Source organism: Waltera intestinalis (assembly GCF_009695995.1).
Taxonomy (GTDB): domain Bacteria; phylum Bacillota; class Clostridia; order Lachnospirales; family Lachnospiraceae; genus Acetatifactor; species Acetatifactor intestinalis.
This window is the reverse complement of record NZ_VUMU01000004.1, coordinates 124080-145570: the sequence shown is the minus strand read 5'-3', so window position 1 is coordinate 145570 and position 21491 is coordinate 124080. Positions and strand designations below refer to the sequence as shown.

Genomic DNA, 21491 nt, shown 5'->3' with positions numbered 1-21491 from the left:
TTGATAGTGAAAAGTGCCCGGATCAGGGAAGATATGATCCGGGCACTTTTTTTATGGATATGTGATGTTTGTGTCTGGCGGAGCCGGACGAGGGCACAGCCATCGCCGCAAGCCTGTGCTGTGCCCATGAAATGGAACCAGGAGGGCACAGCCATCGCGGTAGGCCTGTGCTGTGCCCATGAAATGGAACCAGGAGGGCACAGCCACCGCCGCAAGCCTGTGCTGTGCCCATGAAATGGAACCAGGAGGGCATAGCCATCGCGGTAGGCCTGTGCTGTGCCCATGAAATGGAACCAGGAGGGCACAGCCATCGCCGCAAGCCTGTGCTGTGCCCATGAAAAAATAAAGGTTTACAACTTGATAGAAATATGATGTAATATTGTTACATTTCATCTGATCATGAAACTCTATTTACAACTCTTGTGAAAATCCAGCTGGTTTCAGCAGAATTTCAACAAAAAGTAACTGATCAAATCACAATAAAATAAGAGAAAGGCGAAGTCATGCTATATCACCAGATGCTAAGAGAAAAAGAAGTGCTGGACCAACGGGAAAAAAACATTTTGGAACGACTGCAGACATATCCGGCAGGTAAACTGATCTATTCTCAAAACGGTAAGCATAAGAAATGGTACATATCTTGTGATGGACAGAAAATTTATATTCCTAGCAATGAAAAAAATACCGCTGTCTCTATGGCGGAAAAGAAATATTATGAAGCAATGCTTCAGGATATAGTGCAAGAAAAACGAGCAATACAAAGTTATTTGGATTTGTGTAACAAAGAGCAAACGGGAGAAGAACAGTTGCTTGAGACTGCTGTATATGCAGAACTGTTGAAAAAAGTATTTACTTCAGTAAATACAGAAATTGCTGAATGGGAAAAGCAGGATTATGAGAGATGCCCCAAATATCCGGAACAACTGATTCATCCTATTTTCAACGGACAGAAGGTGCGTTCCAAATCAGAGGCAATCATTGCGACGATGCTGCATGTGAACAGGATACCATTTCATTACGAGGAAGCATTACATTTGGGAAAGAGAGTGATCTATCCGGATTTCACCATAAGGCACCCGGTAACAGGCCAAGCCTATTACTGGGAGCACTTTGGTATGATGGATAATGAAAATTATGCGCAGGCGGCTTTTCAGAAAATGCAGCTCTATAATATAAATGGAATTATGCTGTCGGATACACTTCTGGCTACCTACGAATCAGAAGAATCTCCTCTAAAATCCAACATCGTAGAAAATATGATACAGCAATATTTTCTATGAAATTTCTTACATGATCTGTTTCCACCTGAAATATCTCACAAAATACAGCATCATAAGCATGGATGAAAAAAGTAATATGGGAAATTGACGGTTTTCATGACGTTGTAGCCAATCACCTTCAAGCTGAAACAATGTCAGGGCAGACAGGGTATAGTGTCCGGCACTGATCAGCCAGATTGGGGAGTAGGCCAGCAGGAAAAAGGCAGAAGCAATCCTTTTACTATGATTTTTTAGGTAAAGAGTGAACGAGACAATATTTACCTATTACATAATAAAAATAAACCAGACAGCCAACAATACCGGCAGCTACCAGTCGAATCATCGGTTTGTCATTGTGGTATACGAAGTCACCATAATTTCTCAGAACCCATCCGATATTGTAAAAGGTGAGGAAAGAAAATCCTCCATAACAGATCCAGATGGGGATTATCGGTTTGTAAATCAGCAAAAACACCAGTAAAACAATACCCGGGAAAATATATCGTTCATGCATCCGTACAGAGAATGTGAACATTGTAAGTATGATAAAAGCACTTAATAAATAGTATTTATAGGGTGCATCCTGACAATGCTTTGCAATAATAAAGGTAAAAAGAACAATCAGCAGGATGGCAATGCTTCCCCAGATCCTGGCGGGAAGGAACAGAAAATTACTGTCCTGTTCGACCCCGTTCATGCCTATAAGCGCCCAAAAATTGAAGCCATTGACGGTTGCAAAGGAATAGGAGCCAAGGGTAGAGGTGTATTGTGCAATTACCTTGGTCAGACCAAAGGGAATAGAAAACATCACCATTCCTGCAATCACACAGAGTCCACTGCCGAGATGACAGAAAAATTTTTTCCATGAAAAGTCTTTTAGGAAAACATGATCCCAAATACCTACTAAAAGTACAGGGGTAAATACTAACATCTGCGGTTTGGATAAAACACCGATTCCATAAATAGCGTATGCAGGTACCAGCCAATGATTCTTCAGGCAGATGCAAAGAACAACGATAAAGAGTGCCAAAATGGAATCTACCTGTCCCCAGCAGGCGGAGTCCAGAATGACTACAGGATGGAACAAATAAACAGACATCATACAAATAGACTGAAGCTCTGATAATTTGGCTGTCTTGCGTGATTCCCAATAAATTAAAAAGCTACATAGAATATCGCAACAAATGGCGGGAGATTTCAGCATCAACAGATCCATAGCTGAAAATTGCGCAATATGGAAGTGAGCTCTGATGCGTCCTATGACATACAGCACATACATATAGAGCGGTGGATAATCGGTTAACATATCTTCAGTATAGAAACCGGAAGGACCATACTGTATCATACGGGCAGACCAGTCGGAGAAAAAGATAATATCAAATCCGTAACCGAAGACCTTGATAGCCAGGATCATTCGAATCAAAAGTCCAAGACACAGAAGCACACAAACGGGAATAAAGGGGTGGAGTGTAGTCTTGGAATGCTGAAAAATAAAGTAGCAGGTGAAAACTAATAGTATACTCAACAGAGCAAAAACGTGTAGATACATAAAAACCTCCTAAAGTAAAATGTTTGTATTTATAAAAATTGATTAACCAGAGATCAATACCCAGGTCGGTCTCCAACGTAAGTATTTTATTACAAAATCCACATCCACCGGCTGTCCGGACAATACCGGATAGAACAGCAGGAACAGGGCAAACGCCACCGTGGCATAAGCGCAGCAGCCGATAACAAAGGCGCGGTCGGATACATGTTTTTTCCACTGCATCAGGCTGTACACGATCATTAGTACCACAAAAGGAACACTGGGGAAATAGTGGTAGATGAAAGTGATCCTGGTGACAAAGAACCAGGGCAGGTACTGCGCCAGGTAGCCGACTGCCAGAAAAGCAGCTGTTGCATATTCTCTGTGGGACAGGGTAATTGCAGTATCTGTGGAGCTCTCTGTTTTTGTGTGTCCTGTCAGAGAACAGAGAAACGCATTATTGCGAATTAACAGGTACAGGATGTAAATAAATGCCGGAATACCGATCCACCATACAACAGGATTGCCGAAAGCGCTGATCCCCTCTTTGATTGCATCGGTCACATATCCCGAATAATACCAGATCGGACGTACCATGGTCGGCCACTCATACCAGGAGGAAGAGTAGGGATGTGTCGCCTCCAGGCCACTGTGGTAATTGAACATGGAAGTCTGGTTCGCCAGCATACGGTCAAGCAGGCCGGGATGAGCAGTATTCACAAACGGCAGGTAGGACAGCAGATAGATCACTACCGGGATCAATACGAAAAAGGTCAGACAGAAATCGATGGTCTTGATCGTATAGTCAGGGAAATTCTTCACTATATATTTATGATCGATACCGTTTGTGCTTTTGCCGGGATGCGCTTTGGCGTAAAGGTATTCCCGGTAGCGACGCAGCAAATGCGCGAAAAACAGCAGTGCCAGACCACATCCGGCATAGACACCGGTCCATTTGCAGGCAATGCCAAGTCCCATGCAGACACCGCACAATCCTAATGGAAGGAAGGTCTGATACAATGGTGTGTCATAAAAACTCATGGAGCAATAACTATACATAAAATAATACATGGCAATCACGAAGAACGTGATATAGACATCGATCGTTGCAATTCTCGTCTGTGTAAAATGCATAAAATCAAAGGCAAACAGGAAGCAGGCGAGAGCCGCTGCAGGGGTATTGCCGGTCATTTTCTTCCCCAGCAGATAGAGGAAGGGCAGCATGGCGATGCCAAATAAAGTACCCATGATCCGCCAGCCGAAAGGATTCATCCCGAAAATAGCGATACCCACAGAGATCAGAATTTTGCCTAGAGGCGGATGCGTATTTTCATAAGTGGGCAGTCCGTGGAGGAATTCATAAGCCGTACGGGCATGATAGATCTCATCGAAATACATACTGTTACGGAAAGAATAGCGTTCCGGGTAGCAATCGCTCTCATCGAACAAAGTCTCGTAAGCAGAGGCATTCACAGGGCGCAGGATTTCACCGTCCGCATTCGTGAAGACCAGTTCGATCAGAGACGCATCCGTATCGGTCAGTGTGAGACGCAGGCAGCGGGCATCTGTTACGCCTGCCTGACTAGTCAGATCTTCCAGAGACACATCCTGCCAGGTGAAGACATTATTCAGAATGATCTCGCCCAGATACGTCCAGTCCTCGGCCTTTGAGCTACGGACTTCAGCCGTAAAATGCCGCTGATGCCAGGGCGCGATGTAACTTGCCAGGGTAACGGGAGCTGTATTTTCCGGAAAATCCAGTTCGATGACCTGATTCTGTGTCATGTCGTAGGTTGTCTCGGGAGCCTTGCGGTCGCCCAGGTCATAGAGTGCAAAAAAGCTGTAGAGAGCACAGATTGTCAGCAACAGACACAGGTCTGCTCTCGTGAAGCGCACCTGCTCCTTAGAAGGTGTGGGCGCTAAGGGGGAGAGAAAATGTTCCCGGAAGTGGGAGCCGAGGTCACCCGCGGTTGTGGCGGCAACAGTCACCATTTCCCCATGAATATAATATTTCCAGATGATTTTGTAGAAATCATACAGACAATATAACATGCCTGCGGATACCAGCAGAATTATGGGAGCCTTGCGGTCATAGTTCTGCGGATCGTAATGGTACAGCACGTTGGCAGTGTTGTAGAAATGCAGCGCGGCGAAACCGGCATAACATTTCCACAGGGAACCGGCGGGTTTATACAGACAGCAGAACAGCAGCAGTGCAAGCCCCGGATACATATAGCGTTCGTGCATTCTGACAGAAAACAGGAACATAGTCAGAATGATAAAAGCACCGAGGCAAAAATAGCGTGAAGGTTCTTTTCGGCAACGCAAGGCAATCAGAAAAGTAAAAAGAACAATCAGCACAATGGCAATGGATCCCCAGGTTCGGCAGGGAAGGAACAGAAAGATCGTGTTCTGGTCCACCCAGTTCATGCCTAACAGCCCCCAGAAATTATAGGCATTAACCGCCGCATATTCATAGGAACCCAGCGTGGAAGTATACTGCGAGGTAGCGGCATCCAGACCGAAGGGAACGCACAACAGAAGCATGCCGCAGATCACAGCCAGACCGCCGCACAGATTATAAGAAAATTTCCTCCAGGAAAAATCCTGCAAAAATACATGATCCAAAATGCCGACCAGAAGGACGGGAGTGAAGATCAGTGTCTGCGGCTTTAACAGAATTCCAATACCGTAGATCGCATAAGCCGGGAGCATTTTGCCGTCCATAAGAAACAGGCACATCAGGATCACCACCAGGGTGTGAACGGAATCCACCTGCCCCCAGCAGGAAGAATTCAGGATGATTGCCGGCTGGAATAGGTAAGCACAAGCTACACATACAGATTGTATTTCGGAAAAATGCAGTCTTTTTGTCGCCTCTTTGTAGAGCAGATAGCCGCAGGCCATGTCGCACAGAATAGCAGGCAGCTTTAACAGCATGATATGCAGGCCGGAATAATAAGGAATCCCAAGCAGGGAACGCAGCGCTCCGATGAGATACAGGACGTACATGAATCCGGGCGGATAATCGGTAAAAGTCTCTGTGGAATAGAATGCCCCGGGACCTACGGTGAAGATCCGGTCAGCCCACGCAGCAAAACAGGCAATATCATTGCCGAAACCGTGGGTGGTATAAGCAAGGATCAGACGAAGCAGCAGGGCAGCCCCGAAAATGATCCAGACGAACCGGGTAATGTTTTGGAATTTACATTTGTCTTCCCCTTTTTGGAAACCGGTATAGCAGACACCGCACAGAAGCAGTGAAAGGATAGCAAAAAAATGTATCATAAGATATAATTCCCCCCAATAGTTTTATGATCACAACTTAAAAATATCAAAAAATGAGTCTTTCGTAAAGACGAATACTTAAAAATAAGTTATAATCATTAGTAAATTCAGACAGATGCAAAAAGGGGACAAACATGAAGAATAAGAAAGTGGAAAATATCATCACAGCAATACTGGCGGCAGCAGTTCTGATCACCGGAGGGATGAGCCTGTATTCCTATCTGTCGGAGCAAAAGGCGAAAAACGAATATGATACCATAAGACAGGAGGCAGTGGTGGAAGATTACCGGGTGGAAGAGACGGAAGAAGTACAGGTGAAAAACTACCCCGATCTGCAGATTGATTTTGCAAATCTCAAGAAGACCAATCCGGATTTCAGAGGCTGGCTTTATTTTCCGGCGCTGGATATCAGCTATCCGGTGGTACAGGGCGAGGACAACAATTATTATCTGAAGCACTCTTTTGAGGGAGAAAGTGTAAATGCCGGATGTATTTTCATGGATTGTGAGGCTTCGGCGGACTGGTCGGACCGGAACACCTTCGTCTTCGGACATAATATGCGGGATGAGAGCATGTTCGGTAGTTTTAAAAATCTGTTGAAGGGGACCGCAAGCTGCGAGGAGAATCCGTATTTCTATATCTATACGGAAGATAAGGTCTATATTTATGAAATCTTTGCTTATTACGAGACCAGAAGCACCAGCGACCGCTTCGCAACCTTTACCTCGGATGCTTCCTATGACGATTACGTGCAGTGGGCGACGGAACATTCCCTGTATGCCTCGGATGCGGACTTAAGCGATAGGGGGAATATTGTGTCGCTGTCCACCTGCTATGGCTCCGCAGGCACGAAGCGGAGAGCACTGCTCCATGGAGTACTGACGGAAACGGCCGCTTATTAGGACATTGGTACCACAAATGGACAACCAGAGAACAAAAATAAGCAATAAATCACAAATTTAATAAAAAATCTGAACCTTTTTTATGAGACCCATAGTCTTAATAGATGTAAAGAAGAACGAAAACGTTTAAGTGCGTTGGGAGTAACACATGGGGTTTCATAAAGGGAGAAATCAGATGAGCAGACTTAGTAAGTATGTAAAAGAAAAAATCGTAAAGGTTCTGGTGGCAACGCTGGTAGTGGGAACTGTCGCAGGGAACGAGGGGATTATTGCGCAGGCAGCTGAGAAAAATGCTAATATTAAGAACTTTTTAGGAGAAGCAATTAATTATGGTATAGTTGCAAATGAGTACATGCAGGCAAATCATATGCAGACCAATTTTGCTGTAAAAAAGTATAGCACCAAGGATATACAGGGATGTGGTGATGATATTTCTTCTAAAGAAGTAATAAATATTGTATTTGGAAATGTTATGACGGAAGGTCCTAATCCAAATGAATATAGATATATACTTGATGATGGAGCCGGTGAATTCCGATTAAATGGAGGTTGTCAGAAGAGTACTGTTATATATTCGGGAGGAAAAACTCCTAACGGCAGCAGCATTGATGACTATATAAATGGAATGATTCAGTATGCAGCAGGGAAGAGCCAGGAAGCAAAGAATCTTAATAATATAGAAGGCGAATGGCAGAACGGAAACTATATAATTGACGTGACGAAAAAATCCGGAACAACTTTTTATGTGGATGTAACAGATATACTGAATGGCCTTAACGGAGATTTTGGAAAATTGACAGTCAATGCGAATGCGGGACAGACAGTGATTTTAAATGATCTGTCTGAAAAGATTGAATTACATCGCTCCACAATTAACGGAAAGCAGTGGGGATCATTTGATGAGATAGCAAATAGAGCAGATAAGGTGATATATAATTTCCCAAATGCGACAGAAGTAACTGTAAGTGAGTCAGTAATGGGTGCAATCGTAGCACCTAAGGCAAAGGTAACTGTAATTATAACCAGTGCTTTGTGGATTGTTGCAGACTATGTGACAAACACGAATGGAGAAATTCATAGAGTAAAAGATGCTACAGATGAGCCGACACCGGCACCTACAGCAGAGCCCACGGCAGCACCTACACAGGAACCTACAGCAGAGCCCACGGTAGTACCTACACAGGAACCTACAGCAGAGCCCACGGTAGCACCTACACAGGAACCTACAGCAGAGCCCACGGCAGCACCTACACAGGAACCTACAGCAGAGCCCACGGTAGCACCTACACAGGAACCTACAGCAGAGCCCACGGTAGCACCTACACAGGCACCTACAGAAGAGCCTACGGTAGCACCTACACAGGAACCTACAGCAGAGCCCACGATAGCACCTACACAGGAACCTACAGCAGAGCCCACGGTAGCACCTACACAGGCACCTACGGCAACACCTACGGCAACACCAACGGCAACACCAACGGCAACGCCTACGGCAACACCTACGGCAACACCAACGGCAACGCCTACGGCAACACCTACGGCAACACCAACGGCAACGCCTACGGCAACACCTACGGCAACGCCTACGGCAACACCTACGGCAACGCCTACGGCAACACCTACGGCAACGCCTACGGCAACACCTACGGCAACACCTGACAACAACCCGACACCTACTCCGACTCCGGATACCCCGGATACGACGCCAACCCCGGATGATCCAGGAACTCCTGACGATCCCGGTACTCCGGACGATCCTACAGATCCCGGTACCCCTGCGGATCCTGTAACACCCGAGGCACCGCAGGTACTTGGTGCGAGACGCCGCAGAATGGTGACGATCGAGGATGATCCGACACCTTTGGCAGATAAAGCAGTCCTCGGAGCATCGAGACGGCCGCAGACCGGCGACGCTTCCGATGCATGGAATCTTGGATTTGCCTTATCCTTGACAGGTCTGGGAGCATGGCTTATCCTTAAGAAGAAGCAATAAGAACAGTAATGACATATATTTACCATAAAATTCATGAAAGAGGGTAAACAAATGAAAAAAAGATGGATGAGTCTGATTCTGACAGTAATCATGATGCTTAGCCTGGCAGGCTGCGGCAGGAATGCAGATCTGTCCTCTGTCAGTCGTGATCCGGCGGACAGTGACGGAACCGTATGGTTCGATGAAGAGGCGGTGGCGCTGGCAGGATCTGTACAGAGAGCCGGCATGAGCGAAGCAGAGATTGCACGTGCAAATGAACTTCGCACCATGGCAACCGATGCACTGGCACTGGTGAATGCGAAGAGAGCAGAGAATGGACTTGCGGAGCTTACCTGGAGCAACGGACTGGAGTCCTGCGCTATGGTAAGAGCACAGGAAGCTGCTTCCAGATTCTCTCATACCAGACCGAACGGCAGAGACTGGTATACCGTGAACAGTGAACTGATGTGGGGTGAGAACCTGGCGAAGGGATATGATTCCGCACAGAGCGTGGTAGATGCCTGGATGGCTTCTCCCACCCATGCAGCGAATATCCTGGCAGGCGATTTTACGACCTGCAGCATTGCTGTCTATGAGACAGGTGGAAAACTGTATTTTGCACAAGAATTTGGTTATTGATCCAAAAAGTTTCTGCCTAACAGGACAGAAAAATATAAATAAACAGACAAAACAGGGGAAGAGTTGATATTTTTTGAAATATTAACTCTTTCTTTGCACTCATAAGGTAGTAAAAAGGTTCGGAAAATGTTATAATGGTGATACAGCAGTAGTGTTAGCAGCATTGCAGAAAAATGCCGGCTTGAGAAGGTGGAGAGACATCTCACCGGAGAAAAGAGGTACATTATGAGTGAAAAAACTACACAGAAGGGACAAAAGCGTCAGACCAATGGTAAGACCACGATCCGCGAGCGGCTGCAGAAGGCAATCCGGCAACTGGTATTGCTATCGATCGTATCATTGGTCATTGTGTCTATGATCATGAATCTGTCAGGTACCCTGAGCAGACTGAAAGCTGATATGCAGGAGATTGCAAAGCTGTCAGCGGACCGGATCCGTCAGGAATTAACGGTATCGGAGACGATCGTATCTGAGCTGGGATGCAGCTATCAGCTTTCCGCGGCTGTATTTACACCGGCACAGAAGCAGGAGTATATTAATCAGCGCGTGGAAGCTTATGGAATGGTCAGGGGGAAGCTGATCGGAAGTAATGGTATCTGTGCCGCTGACGGAACGGATTATAGTGATCGTGAGTATTTTAAACGGTCCATGCAGGGAGAAGTGGTGGTATCGGATCCCGTAATTGCCAAGACAGACGGAAAACTCAGTGTGATCATATCTGCACCCGTCTATGAAGGCGGAGATAAAGATGGTGAGATCATCGGCGTGGTATTCGTAGTACCGGATTCGGAGTTCTTAAATGATATTTGCGCAGCCATTTCTATCAGTGAGCATTCCGGATGCTACCTGCTGGGGTCTACGGGTACTACGATCGCACATAGTGATTCCGCCATTGCCCAGGAGCAGAAAAATAATATTGAATTGTCACAGACAGACAGCTCACTGAAGGGAATTGCTAAAATAGAACAACAGATGCTTAAGGGTGAGACAGGATACGGAACCTATTTCAGAAAAGGTGCGTATACATTACAGGCGTATGCCCCGATTGATGGTACTAACGGCTGGATGGTGGCTGTAGATGCACCGGTTACGGATTTCCTGGGTTCCATTGTAATAGGCATTATCATAGGTTCTGCGATCGGTGTGATCGCAGTGGCATACAGCATTTACAAGGCAAAACAGATCGGACAGCGTATCGGGGAGCCGGTGGCACAGTGCACAGACAGAATACAGCTGTTAGCACAGGGAGATCTGCATACTCCGGCACCGAAGGTAGAGACCGGCGATGAGCTGCAGATACTTGCGGAGGCGACCGCCAGCCTTTCCGATAATTTGCAGCAAGTAATCGGTGATACGGACTATCTGTTGGGAGAAATGTCTGAGGGCAATTTTGCAATCGTAAGTAATTGCAGGGAAGCCTACATAGGAGATTTCAGCGGATTACTGGAGTCTATCCATAAGCTGAATCATAAGCTCAGTGAGACACTGGGTGAGATTAAAAATGCGGTAAGCCAGGTGTCTGCCGGCGCGGGTCAGATGGCGGATGCCGCACAGGGACTGGCAGAGGGTGCTACAGACCAGGCCGGTTCCGTGGAGGAACTGCAGGCGACCATTACGAACGTCACTGAGATCGTGGAGAAAAATGCCAAGGCTCTCGGAGCATCTTATGAGAAGGCAATGGAATATCAGCAACAGGCCAGAACCAGTGGAGAAGAGATGAAGGGACTGACCGATGCCATGCAGCGGATCAATGAGACTTCCAAGCAAATCAGTGATATTATCGGTGAGATCGAGGATATCGCATCCCAGACGAACCTGTTGTCCCTGAATGCAGCAATTGAAGCTGCCCGAGCGGGGGAAGCCGGAAGAGGTTTCGCCGTGGTGGCTGAACAGATCCGGAAGCTTGCGGATGACAGTGCACAGTCCGCGGTACATACCAGGGAACTAATCGAAACCTCGTTGCAGGAGATCGAAAAAGGAAATCAGATCACGGATAAAACGGCGGAAGCTTTGCAGAAAGTGGTGGAAGGTATTGAGGATCTGGCGAACGAGTCCAAGAAAGCCATGGAAGAATCCAATGCACAGGCAGATGCCATGGCCCAGATCGAACAGGGCATCGAGCAGATATCTACGGTGGTACAGAACAACTCCGCTACCGCAGAGGAGACTTCCGCTACCAGTGAAGAACTGTCTGCTCAGGCGACCAACATGAACGAACTGACAGATGCTTTCCGGTTAAGAAGCGAGAAATAATCGGTGACGGTTATCATCAAGCCGGACATTTCCGCATACAATGCATAGAAACAAGCATTGGAGAGCAGCCGTGTTCGAGAAGCAGAATATACAGGAAACCATAAGTAAACTAAATAGTGACACAGTGAAAGGTCTTACCGAAGGTGAGGCCTTTCGTCGTTTACGGCAAAATGGCAGGAACGAGATGAGAGTTGCGCGGAAAAAGACAAAGATACAGCTTTTTCTGGAGCAGTTGAAGGATCCGCTGATCTACATATTATTGATTGCAGCGGTGGTATCCATTCTCCTGGGAGAAGTCAGCGATGCCTTGATCATCGGTACGGTGGTCCTGGTAAATGCGCTAGTGGGAATGCTCCAGGAGGGAAAAGCTCGAAAAGCACTGGAAGCGTTAAGAAAACTTACCACTCCCCGGACGATCGTGATCCGCGACGGCATCCGAAGAGAGATCCCCGCGGCGGAACTGGTGACGGGAGATCTGGTGGAGCTGGAGGCAGGGGCACGGGTTCCGGCGGATATCAGACTGACCAGAAGTGCGAACCTCCAGGTGGAAGAATCCGCACTCACCGGAGAATCCGTCCCGGTGGAGAAAGATGCCCTGTTCCTGGCAGACTGCAGGCAAGAGATCCCGTTAACCGAACGGGTCAATATGGTCTATATGTCCACAGTGGTGACGAACGGTCATGGGGAAGGGCTGGTGGTGGCCACCGGCATGGATACGGAGATCGGCAGGATCGCTTCCATGATTACGGATACGGAAGATGAGATGACACCATTACAGAAGCGGCTGGGAGATCTGGGGAAGCTATTGAGTATTCTCTCTCTGGGGTTGTGCGCCGGACTGTTTTTGCTGGCGGCATTTCAACATAGAAATATTCCGGAGATGCTTCTGGTAGCAATCTCACTTGCGGTTGCCGCAGTACCGGAAGGGCTGCCGGCAGTAGTCACGATCTGCCTGGCCCTGTCAGTGACCAAAATGGTCAAAGTGCACACCATCATTCGAAGACTTCCTTCGGTGGAGACACTGGGAGCGGTCAGTGTGGTCTGTTCGGATAAGACAGGAACACTTACCCAGAACCGACTCACTGTGGAGAAATGCTGGTGGTACGACGTGATGGAGGATGTCACGGGGACAGGTGGCAGAGGGGAACACCGCATTCTGCCGGAGCTGTTGAGAGGGATGCTTTTGTGCAATGATGCTTCGCTGCGGGGAGAGCAGCGCATCGGAGATCCCACGGAGCTGGCACTTTTAGACTTTGGGGCGAAATACGGTTTGCAGAGAGAGCGGCTGGAGCGGCAGTATCCCCGCTTTGATGAGATCCCCTTTGATTCCGAGCGGAAAATGATGACGACCTGTCATAGGCTTCCCGGTGGCAGATCCGGGAGAGTGATTGCCTATACAAAAGGGGCTCCGGATGTGATCCTGCAGCACTGTACCCATATTTTACAGGAAGGAAGGAGCATTCCCATGACCTCCACGCAGCGGAAGCGGATAGGTGAGGCTGTGGAACGGATGAATTCCCTCTCTCTTCGGACACTGGCAGCGGCACAGAGTGAAGAGTGCAGAGGTGGGGAAGAGGGAATGACGTTCCTTGGTATCGTGGGAATGCGGGATCCTGCCAGACCGGAGGCTGGGGAAGCCGTGGAGATCTTCCGTCATGCGGGGGTGACCACGGTGATGATCACGGGAGATCATGTGGATACTGCCTATGCCATTGCCAGACAGCTGGGGATCGCGGGACACCGCAGCCAGTGTATTACGGGCAGAGAACTGGAACGGCTGGATGACACTTCTTTTTTAAAGAGAATTAAGGACTTAAGAGTCTATGCAAGAGTCACGCCTGCACAGAAGGTGCGGATCGTGAAAGGGCTACAGCTAAATGGGGAGATCGTGGCGATGACCGGTGACGGGGTCAATGATGCCCCCTCCTTAAAAGCGGCGGACATTGGTGTCGCTATGGGAACCGGAGTGGATGTCGCCAAACAGGCAGCGGATATGATCCTTGCAGATGATAATTTTGCCACCATTGAAAAAGCCATCGAGGAAGGCAGAGGTGTCTATGAGAATATCCGGAAATCGGTGATTTTTCTGCTATCGTCCAACTTGGGAGAACTGATGACCATGTTTGTGGCGGTGGCAATGGGGCTGGCATCTCCATTAAAATCCAGCCATATTCTTTGGATCAATCTGATCACGGATTCCCTTCCGGCACTGGCGTTGGGAGTGGATAAAAATGACAGCAAAAGCCTGATGCGCTGCCCGCCCAGAAAAGCATCGGAGAGCCTGTTTGCCAGAGGAGGAATAGCATGTACGTTGTTCTATGGAGCATTGATCACCGTGATCGGACTGGCGGCATTTCTGGTGCTTCCCTGCGGGATCCTGGCGGCGGAAGGGGAGCTTGTGGGCAATCCGTTTACCTGGGTAGAACGCTTCAGGGAACTGATGTCCAGGGAACAGATACTGGCAAAATCGCAGACCTATGCATTTACTGTGCTGGGAATGTGCCAGCTATATCATGCCATCGGCATGCGTGATGTACAGAAGTCCGTATTTGCCATGAGCCCCCGGGATAATCTGCTGATGGTGGCAGCATGTATCATCGGTTTCATCCTGCAGTTTGCCGTGACGGAGATTCCATTTCTCATCCGGGCTTTCGGCACGTCGCATCTGTCGGGACAGGAGTGGCTCCTGTTAAGTGTACTGGCAGCATTTCCCCTGTTTGCCCATGAGGTGATAGTGGTATTTCGGAATTAAAAATGCTTATCCGGGCTTACCGACTATTCAGAACGCTAATTCGCAAAAGCGCTTCTGCGAAGCTTTCTTTTTGCTCATTATCGTTACTTCGCCCTATAACTTCAGGCAGGTATTCTTGCGTATGCGAGCATCCGCCGAATACCGTACCTGAAGTTACATGGCTCTGAATAGTCGTAATATTTACAAAAAATTAACAAAATCCTCGCATGGAGTTTATGGTCAATTGTTACAATAAAAGTGATCATAAACTATCGTGGGAGGGCAAAATGATGAAAACAATCCGGAAAACAGCAATTGTAATGCTTCTGTTCGTTTATTTTCTGACCTATGGTGTGCTGCCGCAGGTGTTGGCAGCCGGTATAGACACTCCCATGATCGTGGTGGCTCACCGAGCAGGGGCTAAGGTAGCCCCGGAGAATACGCTCGCGGCACTGGAGCAGGCCATCCGGGACGGAGCCCCCATCGCCGAGATCGATGTACAGCAGTTATCCGACGGGACACTGATCGTGATGCATGACAGCAATTTCAAGCGTACTGCGGGCGAGGATGTCTGTGTGTGGGATACAGAGGCAGACGTGCTTTCTACACTGGAAGTGGGAAGTACATTTTCTGCAGCATACCGAGGAGAACAGATCCCGACACTGGAAGAGATGCTTGCCTGTGCCGGGGAGCGGATCACATTGATGATCGAATTAAAATACACCGGGCAGGAACAGGAGCTGGAAGAGAGTGTTCTTGCACTGCTTCAGGAGTATGATATGGTGGACGAATGCATCATAGGATCCATGAATAAGGGAATCCTGCAGAGAGTAAAGGAACTGGAACCGGACATCTCCACGGTATATATTGCCCATGATCTGGGAGAGGATGACTATGATCTGGAGTATGCGGACAGTTATAGCATTGAAGGGAAGAATCTTACAACAGACATGGTGGAAGCCATCCATTACGAAGGAAAATCCGTATATGGCTGGACCGCTAACACCTCCTGGGCCATGCGGCAGATCGTGAATAGCGGAGCGGATGGCGTTGTCACGGATGATGTGCGCTTGTTGCAGACATTTTTAAGAGAAAATGCTTGTCGAAAAGCGTTTAAAAGTGTATACTAAATCATTAGGTATAGGGGATGAAAGAGGTTAGACATGGGAAAAATATGGGAATTTTTTGAAAATCTGGATGAGTATGTGTATGTATCGGATCCGGAGACGAATCAATTAGTATATATGAATCAAAAGGCTCTGAAGAGTTATGGGTTTCGGAGTAAGGAAGAGATTGTCGGGTTAAAGTGCTATGAGGTATTACAGGGAAATTCTGCACCCTGCAGTATCTGCAATAATGAGCAGCTCAGACCCGGCTATTTTAAGGAATGGGAATATTACAATCCAGTGGTAAAGACGGATTTCCGCATCAAGGATACCCTGGTGGAAGACGAAGGCAGAATGCTGCGTCTGGAGATCGCCATTGACTGTGGACATTCCGGGGACAGGGAAACTTCTATGGATTACCATAAAATGGAAGCAGCAATGAATCAGGCGATCCGTGTTGCACTCAGACAGGAAACTCCGAATCAGACTTTGGAGGTATTGCTGGAGCTTCTCGGAAAAACAATGGAGGCAGACCGTACCTATATTTTTGAAAAAAATGATCATGGTCATGATGATAATACATATGAGTGGGCGGCAAAAGGTGTGACACCGGAAAAGGATAATCTGCAGGATCTGCCTCCGGAGGTTTGTGACCAGTGGTATCAGAAGTTTGCGGGGTATCAGAATATTGTGACAGAGAACCTGGGCGAGATCCAGGATACAGATCCCGAGATGTATGAAGTACTGTCGAGACAGAATATTCATTCATTAGTAGTCGTACCATTATATGATGATGAAAAAGTGATCGGCTTCTATGGAGTGGATAACCCTCCGGCAAAATATATCGATTTTGCATCGGAGATCCTACAGATCATGGGACATTTTATTGTATCTTCCATAAGACGACGTAATCTTGTGAGAAAACTGGAGATCATGAGCTATACGGATCCGCTGACCGGATTTGGGAACCGTTATGCCATGGAAAAATATGTGTCGGGGATTCTTCCTCAGACGAAGATCGGTGTGGTATATTGTGATGTTACCGGTCTGAAGCGTGTCAATGATGAAGAAGGACATTCGAAAGGAGATCAATTGATCCTCAGAGCTTGTGACTGCCTGAAGGGAACCTTGAAGGAATTCGAACTGTTCCGCATCGGCGGAGATGAACTCGTAGCTCTGTGCAGAGGCATGGAGGAGGGAGAGCTGTACCGTGAAGTAGAGGAGCTTCGGGCAGAACTGGACCGGGAGCATGTCACCATGGCGGTCGGTGCCGCAGTGAATACGCTGGGGGCAGTCGGATTTGATCATCTCCTGACAGAACCGGAGAGACGAATGTATCAGGACAAGGCGGAATATTATAGGCAGAGCGGATTGAACCGTAGAAGACAGTAATTCCACATATAATCATAGGAGAACCGGATGAAAATAGCGGTATGTGATGATGACAAAAATTGTCTGGATAGTATAAAACGGTTACTTGCCGAATATCCCGGAATCAGCAGAATAGAATATTATCAGGAACTGTCACAGTTGTCGGAAGCGCTGGAAAACGGCACGACATATGATCTTGTATTGATGGATATTGAATGGGAAGGCAATGAGCAGGATGGGATAGCGTATGCAGCGCAATATAACGCACGCAGTCCACAGACCCGGTTTATTTTTGTGACGGCATATAATGACAAATTTTCTGAGAAAATCTTCTGGGAGAAGGTCAATCTCTGCGGTTTTCTTGTAAAACCGGTCAAAAAGGAAAATCTGGAAAAGCTTTTGGACAAAGTCAGAGAAAAAATATTCAGTAGCGAGGCACTGATCCTGCAGCATGGAGGGATCACGGAGAAAATTGCCAACAGTCAGATCCGGTATATAGAGAGCAATGCGCATCAGCTGTTGATACATACAATTTCCGGAGAAGTCTCTTTATATGAAAAGCTGGATGTCTATGAGAAAAAGCTGCACAAGGATTTTCTGCGGGTACATAAAAGCTTTTTGGTGAATATGCAGTATATCCGCAGGATTGAGATGAAGGAGGTTACACTGCAGGACGGGACCGTGCTTCCTGTCAGCAAGACCAGATACAGTGCTTCCAGAGATAAATATTTTCGTTATATGAGGGCAATGCTATGATATGCTATATAATGTGTATCCTGTTGTGGATCGCGTATCTGTGGCTGGACTGCATGGTGGTTGCTTATGCGTTTGAACCGCGCAGGGATAGTGTCAGACAGGCAGGCATCATTCTGGGCCTGATGGCAGCACAGCTGCCGGCAGCTGCACTGAAATTTTTGTTTAACGATAATGTGCTTGTTCGTTATGGCACCATGATAGCGGTCGGTATCGTCACCGTAGCATATGCAGCTGTATTTCTGAAAGGAACGATAGGCCAGAAAGTGCTGTTTATGCTATGCGAATATCTGACAGCTATGCTGGCGGAAATGCTCAGTATCGGTATTTTGAACAAGTATATGGAGCAAAAGCCACAATTGTCTTACTATACACCGACAATGGTATTGCTGTTATCGGTAGTATTGACAGTGACAGCCATATTTTTTCTGATTTTTCTGGTCGTATGGAAGAAAATTGTCGAAAAAGAATCATTTGACGTCAGTATTATTATTGTGTTCAGCGTATTTCCTGTCAGCCAGTTGCTTATGATCACTGCGATCAATGAGCAGGCATTCCGGAATATGACGCTGTATACCGGGTGGATACTGGCAGCAGCAATCCTGGGCTCCGTTGCAGACGGTGTGCTGTTGTATACCCTGCTTCGCCAGCAACAGCTGCAGGAGTTGAAACTTCGCCTCAGCGAGGTACAGAGTACCTGGGAAATTGCCGAGAATCACTATCATGAGATTGAAAACAGGCGGGAAGAATTCGCCAAGATCCGGCATGACATGCGCAACCAGCAGATGGTGCTACAGGAGCTGTTGCATCAGGGGGAATATGAGAAGGCGGAAAAAATGCTGGAGACATTGACCGATACGGTGGCGGCTACGACGGAATACCTCTATTGCGGTGACCCTGTATTCAATGCCATCATGGGGGAGACCGAGAAGGCCTGCCGGGAGAAAAGGATTGCCTTTAAATACGATCTGGAGATTCCTCAAAAGCTGAAGCTGGATCCGGTGGCAATCTGCAGTATACTGTCAAACCTGACCAGAAATGCTGTGGCAGCAGCGGAAATGACGGAGAGAGAAGAAGCGTTTCTGTCCGTAAAGGCGGCAGTAAAAGGGGACTATCTGCATATCTGCGTGGAGAACAGCAGAGCAAAAAAGCTTCTCGGAAGGCCGGGGAGAAAAGGCTATGGACTGGAGATTCTGCATGACCTGGTGGAACGCAATCACGGACAGATCGATGTACAGCCCGGTGAAGGAAGCTTCCGGGTGGATATTACCGTTGAAAATTTTTGAAGCATTTATTATTTTTTAGCGCCGCTGATATAATAGCGTTCCTGCTCCACGGTCTCGGGAATGGGAATGTTGCTGTTTTGCAGCTTACGCGTCAATACATCTAAATGATGCAGTCCCTGTGCCATCTTGATCTTACGACGGTCCAGAAGCTCGCTGTAGATCGGATTCTGTGCCAAAGTGGAACAGATCTCTTCCGGGAACGGACAGTAGGTGAACATGATCTGCCGGGCTACTTTATTCAGCCTGGGAGATCCGGCTCCCTCGAAGAGAACCCATATCATATAATCTCTTACAAACATTTCTTTAAAACTGTTCTTCGCACGCTGCAGGCTGGATTTGATTTTTTCCTTAGCTTCAGTGCTCAGATCATGATTCTTGCGATAGAACTGAATATAATCGAAATATTCGCTGGTCATGGATCTGACGGAGACATCGTTCCAGCGGTTGCCCTGTACTCTCTTGCACAGCTCCCAACGGAATTCACCAGTGAGATGCGTGAAGGTAGTCTTCAGATCTTCGAGATGGAAAATGGAGAATACCATACGCCCCGGACTGTTGCGGCGCTTTCCTTCAATTTCCTGCCACATGACTCCGCGGATGCCGACATTCGGCATGAGGACGATATCCGGCAGATATTCTAAATGTATCGTTTCCTTGCCCATGACATCCAAATGCGCCATGTCCAGACTTTCCCGGTAGAAAGCAGTGTAATCCACCAGACGGATCTCTTCGAGGATCTGTGACACACGGGATACAGTGACATAGGAGCTTTCCAGATCTTTCAGTACATCGTCTGCGCAGAACAGCGGACAGAAGGTAGTGATCCGTCCGAAGGTGATCTTGTTGACCTGCGGGAACATATTTTTAAGCTCGTAATTGACCTTTGCCATGGCGTTGTTCTCCAGGGCTCTCAGCTCAGCATCGGTAATGTTGCCGCCCACTTTCTGCTTATGGATATAGTCGGAATAATCCTGATCGAATTCGTTCCGGCTGGGAGACTTCTGCCCGCGGAAGATCGCCATCAGCCAGTCGTAAAATGTGTAGACGCCGGCGGTACTGTGATCGGTCATGGCTTCTGCCAGACGATACAGGATCACAGCATTTTTCAGACCTGCCAGCTCTTCATCCACATAGCCGAAATATAAAAACATCCGTACCGGCATGGGAATATCCGGCTGCTCCAGTGTCTGTGTGAACAGAAGAGAATACAGCAGATAGAATTCCTCGGTCAGCTGCCGGCGAAGCAGTGTGACCTCCTGGTCCTGCGAACTGCGGTCGGAGAGCAGCTTGTAAGCATGCACATGTTGACGGAAACTGGCCACAGTATCCAGATCGGGACCGGCATATTCCAAAATCGTATTCAGAGAACCTGCCAGCCTGCCGAGAATCTCGGAATCATCTGAAGAACCGGAATCCGCGGAGTCTGCCGATCCCATAAGGCTCAGACTGCTCTGGAAACTCTGGGCTCTGGAGGTGAACAGATTCTGATCTATGAAAGAGAGATCTCCGGCCTTGGACAGCATCCGCTGAATACGATCGTACACTACTTTACTGTCTTCGTTATCCTGCCCGAGCTTGTAATACAGCGAGGTGTAAAAATCAAAAAGGTCATTGCCGGATTCCCGGAAGTAAAATCCACCGATCTGCTGCAGATAGTGGAACTGCTCCTCCAGACTCTGATAGGTGCGCCGGAAATCCAGACTTCCCTTGCGGAGCATGCCGATGGGAAGATCCGCTTCCTGAACCATGATGCGGTAATTGTCGGAGGCCAGGATGTGGTTTAAACCCATGTAATACCCATTCAGCCAGATATCCGGTGAATCGTCTCCCAGAAAAGCATTGAGTTCATCAAAATGCTCCAGAGAACGTGCCGGTATGCGATAGCGGTCACACAGGGATTTATAGGTGGAGATATCATCGATCAGGGTGCGGTAGAGCTCACTGCAGTTTAACTCAGAGATCGAGCTACGGTTTAACAGAATATTGATCTGTCGAAAACAGGACAATAAAAAAAGTCTGGCTACATCCGGATGCTTTTGCAGAATATCGTTCAGGGAATCCAGACTGGTCAAAGGATAGGTCAGGATCGTGGTATCCTCCAGAGTGGTGTAACTGAGCAGATGGATCTCGGAGCAGATCTCACAGATGCCGATGACATCTCCCTTGCCCAGCGGATAAGAACCGCCCGGATAGGAGACATCCACCCTGCCGTTTGTGATCAGGTGCAGTGCCGTCATTGGCTGCCCATAGCTATATATAGTTTTACCTTTCTCTAATACAATTCCAGCCATTCCAGTACCTCTTCTTCATTCGGAAACCTCATGATAATCAATTATACACCATAAGACCAACAATTTTCTACTGTACTTTTGATAGAAATGTGATAAAATAAAAATACATATG

At 47.5% G+C, this 21491-nt stretch carries 14 protein-coding genes; 11 read left to right on the top strand and 3 right to left on the bottom strand.

The genetic code is table 11. The features are described 5' to 3' along the window. Together FYJ59_RS05430 and FYJ59_RS05425 are read left to right on the top strand one after the other, a co-directional pair. Positions 1 to 234: a hypothetical protein gene (locus FYJ59_RS05430; RefSeq protein WP_154495787.1), complete on the top strand. Its 234-nt coding sequence runs from the start codon at positions 1 to 3 to the stop codon at positions 232 to 234. 269 nt (positions 235 to 503) lie between these two features. Then, a complete protein-coding gene (locus FYJ59_RS05425; RefSeq protein WP_154495785.1) occupies positions 504 to 1280 on the top strand; it encodes an ATPase in 777 nt (258 codons plus the stop codon). Positions 1281 to 1500: 220 nt separating this feature from the next. Here the strand turns inward: FYJ59_RS05425 and FYJ59_RS05420 are convergent, their stop codons facing one another. Next, positions 1501 to 2565, bottom strand: coding sequence for a hypothetical protein (locus FYJ59_RS05420; RefSeq protein WP_154495783.1), 1065 nt, complete (start codon positions 2563 to 2565; stop codon positions 1501 to 1503). Between the two features lie 285 nt (positions 2566 to 2850). After that, positions 2851 to 6075 carry a phospholipid carrier-dependent glycosyltransferase gene (locus FYJ59_RS05415; protein ID WP_154495781.1) on the bottom strand — a complete coding sequence of 1075 codons (3225 nt, stop codon included), beginning with the start codon at positions 6073 to 6075 and terminating at the stop codon, positions 2851 to 2853. A gap of 134 nt (positions 6076 to 6209) precedes the next feature. Between FYJ59_RS05415 and srtB the strand changes: the two genes are divergently transcribed. The 9 genes from srtB to FYJ59_RS05370 all read left to right on the top strand — a co-directional run bounded on the left by srtB (position 6210) and on the right by FYJ59_RS05370 (position 19088). After that, positions 6210 to 6977: a class B sortase gene (gene srtB, locus FYJ59_RS05410; protein ID WP_154495779.1), complete on the top strand. Its 768-nt coding sequence runs from the start codon at positions 6210 to 6212 to the stop codon at positions 6975 to 6977. 175 nt (positions 6978 to 7152) lie between these two features. Next, complete coding sequence (locus tag FYJ59_RS14220; RefSeq protein ID WP_205839460.1) at positions 7153 to 8970, top strand: collagen-binding domain-containing protein; 1818 nt, start codon at positions 7153 to 7155, stop codon at positions 8968 to 8970. Between the two features lie 51 nt (positions 8971 to 9021). Next, entirely contained in the window at positions 9022 to 9588 is a 567-nt protein-coding gene (locus FYJ59_RS05400; protein ID WP_205839459.1) for a CAP domain-containing protein, read from the top strand. Between the two features lie 225 nt (positions 9589 to 9813). Beyond that, positions 9814 to 11841 carry a methyl-accepting chemotaxis protein gene (locus FYJ59_RS05395; protein ID WP_154495773.1) on the top strand — a complete coding sequence of 676 codons (2028 nt, stop codon included), beginning with the start codon at positions 9814 to 9816 and terminating at the stop codon, positions 11839 to 11841. A gap of 40 nt (positions 11842 to 11881) precedes the next feature. Beyond that, positions 11882 to 14593 (top strand): cation-translocating P-type ATPase, encoded by a 2712-nt coding sequence (locus tag FYJ59_RS05390; protein WP_154495771.1) that lies wholly within the window; start codon positions 11882 to 11884, stop codon positions 14591 to 14593. Between the two features lie 266 nt (positions 14594 to 14859). After that, positions 14860 to 15702, top strand: a complete 843-nt coding sequence (locus tag FYJ59_RS05385; protein WP_205839458.1) for a glycerophosphodiester phosphodiesterase — start codon at positions 14860 to 14862, stop codon at positions 15700 to 15702. 33 nt (positions 15703 to 15735) lie between these two features. Beyond that, complete coding sequence (locus FYJ59_RS05380; protein ID WP_154495767.1) at positions 15736 to 17070, top strand: sensor domain-containing diguanylate cyclase; 1335 nt, start codon at positions 15736 to 15738, stop codon at positions 17068 to 17070. 27 nt (positions 17071 to 17097) lie between these two features. Next, positions 17098 to 17805, top strand: a complete 708-nt coding sequence (locus tag FYJ59_RS05375; protein ID WP_154495766.1) for a LytR/AlgR family response regulator transcription factor — start codon at positions 17098 to 17100, stop codon at positions 17803 to 17805. After that, positions 17802 to 19088 (top strand): sensor histidine kinase, encoded by a 1287-nt coding sequence (locus tag FYJ59_RS05370; protein WP_154495764.1) that lies wholly within the window; start codon positions 17802 to 17804, stop codon positions 19086 to 19088. Before FYJ59_RS05375 ends, FYJ59_RS05370 begins: the two co-directional genes overlap by 4 nt. An 8-nt stretch (positions 19089 to 19096) precedes the next feature. Here FYJ59_RS05370 and FYJ59_RS05365 read toward each other — a convergent pair whose 3' ends face one another. Beyond that, positions 19097 to 21379 carry a cyclic nucleotide-binding domain-containing protein gene (locus FYJ59_RS05365; RefSeq protein ID WP_154495762.1) on the bottom strand — a complete coding sequence of 761 codons (2283 nt, stop codon included), beginning with the start codon at positions 21377 to 21379 and terminating at the stop codon, positions 19097 to 19099. Between the last annotated feature and the right edge of the window lie 112 nt (positions 21380 to 21491).

Coding starts and splice junctions, on each gene's coding strand:
- FYJ59_RS05400 (WP_205839459.1), top strand. CDS start 9,022: ATGAAAAAAAGATGGATGAGTCTGATTCTGACAGTAATCATGATGCTT.
- srtB (WP_154495779.1), top strand. CDS start 6,210: ATGAAGAATAAGAAAGTGGAAAATATCATCACAGCAATACTGGCGGCA.
- FYJ59_RS05415 (WP_154495781.1), bottom strand. CDS start 6,075: ATGATACATTTTTTTGCTATCCTTTCACTGCTTCTGTGCGGTGTCTGC.
- FYJ59_RS05390 (WP_154495771.1), top strand. CDS start 11,882: ATGCATAGAAACAAGCATTGGAGAGCAGCCGTGTTCGAGAAGCAGAAT.
- FYJ59_RS05420 (WP_154495783.1), bottom strand. CDS start 2,565: ATGTTAACCGATTATCCACCGCTCTATATGTATGTGCTGTATGTCATA.
- FYJ59_RS05365 (WP_154495762.1), bottom strand. CDS start 21,379: ATGGCTGGAATTGTATTAGAGAAAGGTAAAACTATATATAGCTATGGG.
- FYJ59_RS05370 (WP_154495764.1), top strand. CDS start 17,802: ATGATATGCTATATAATGTGTATCCTGTTGTGGATCGCGTATCTGTGG.
- FYJ59_RS05380 (WP_154495767.1), top strand. CDS start 15,736: ATGGGAAAAATATGGGAATTTTTTGAAAATCTGGATGAGTATGTGTAT.
- FYJ59_RS05385 (WP_205839458.1), top strand. CDS start 14,860: ATGATGAAAACAATCCGGAAAACAGCAATTGTAATGCTTCTGTTCGTT.
- FYJ59_RS05375 (WP_154495766.1), top strand. CDS start 17,098: ATGAAAATAGCGGTATGTGATGATGACAAAAATTGTCTGGATAGTATA.
- FYJ59_RS05425 (WP_154495785.1), top strand. CDS start 504: ATGCTATATCACCAGATGCTAAGAGAAAAAGAAGTGCTGGACCAACGG.
- FYJ59_RS05395 (WP_154495773.1), top strand. CDS start 9,814: ATGAGTGAAAAAACTACACAGAAGGGACAAAAGCGTCAGACCAATGGT.
- FYJ59_RS14220 (WP_205839460.1), top strand. CDS start 7,153: ATGAGCAGACTTAGTAAGTATGTAAAAGAAAAAATCGTAAAGGTTCTG.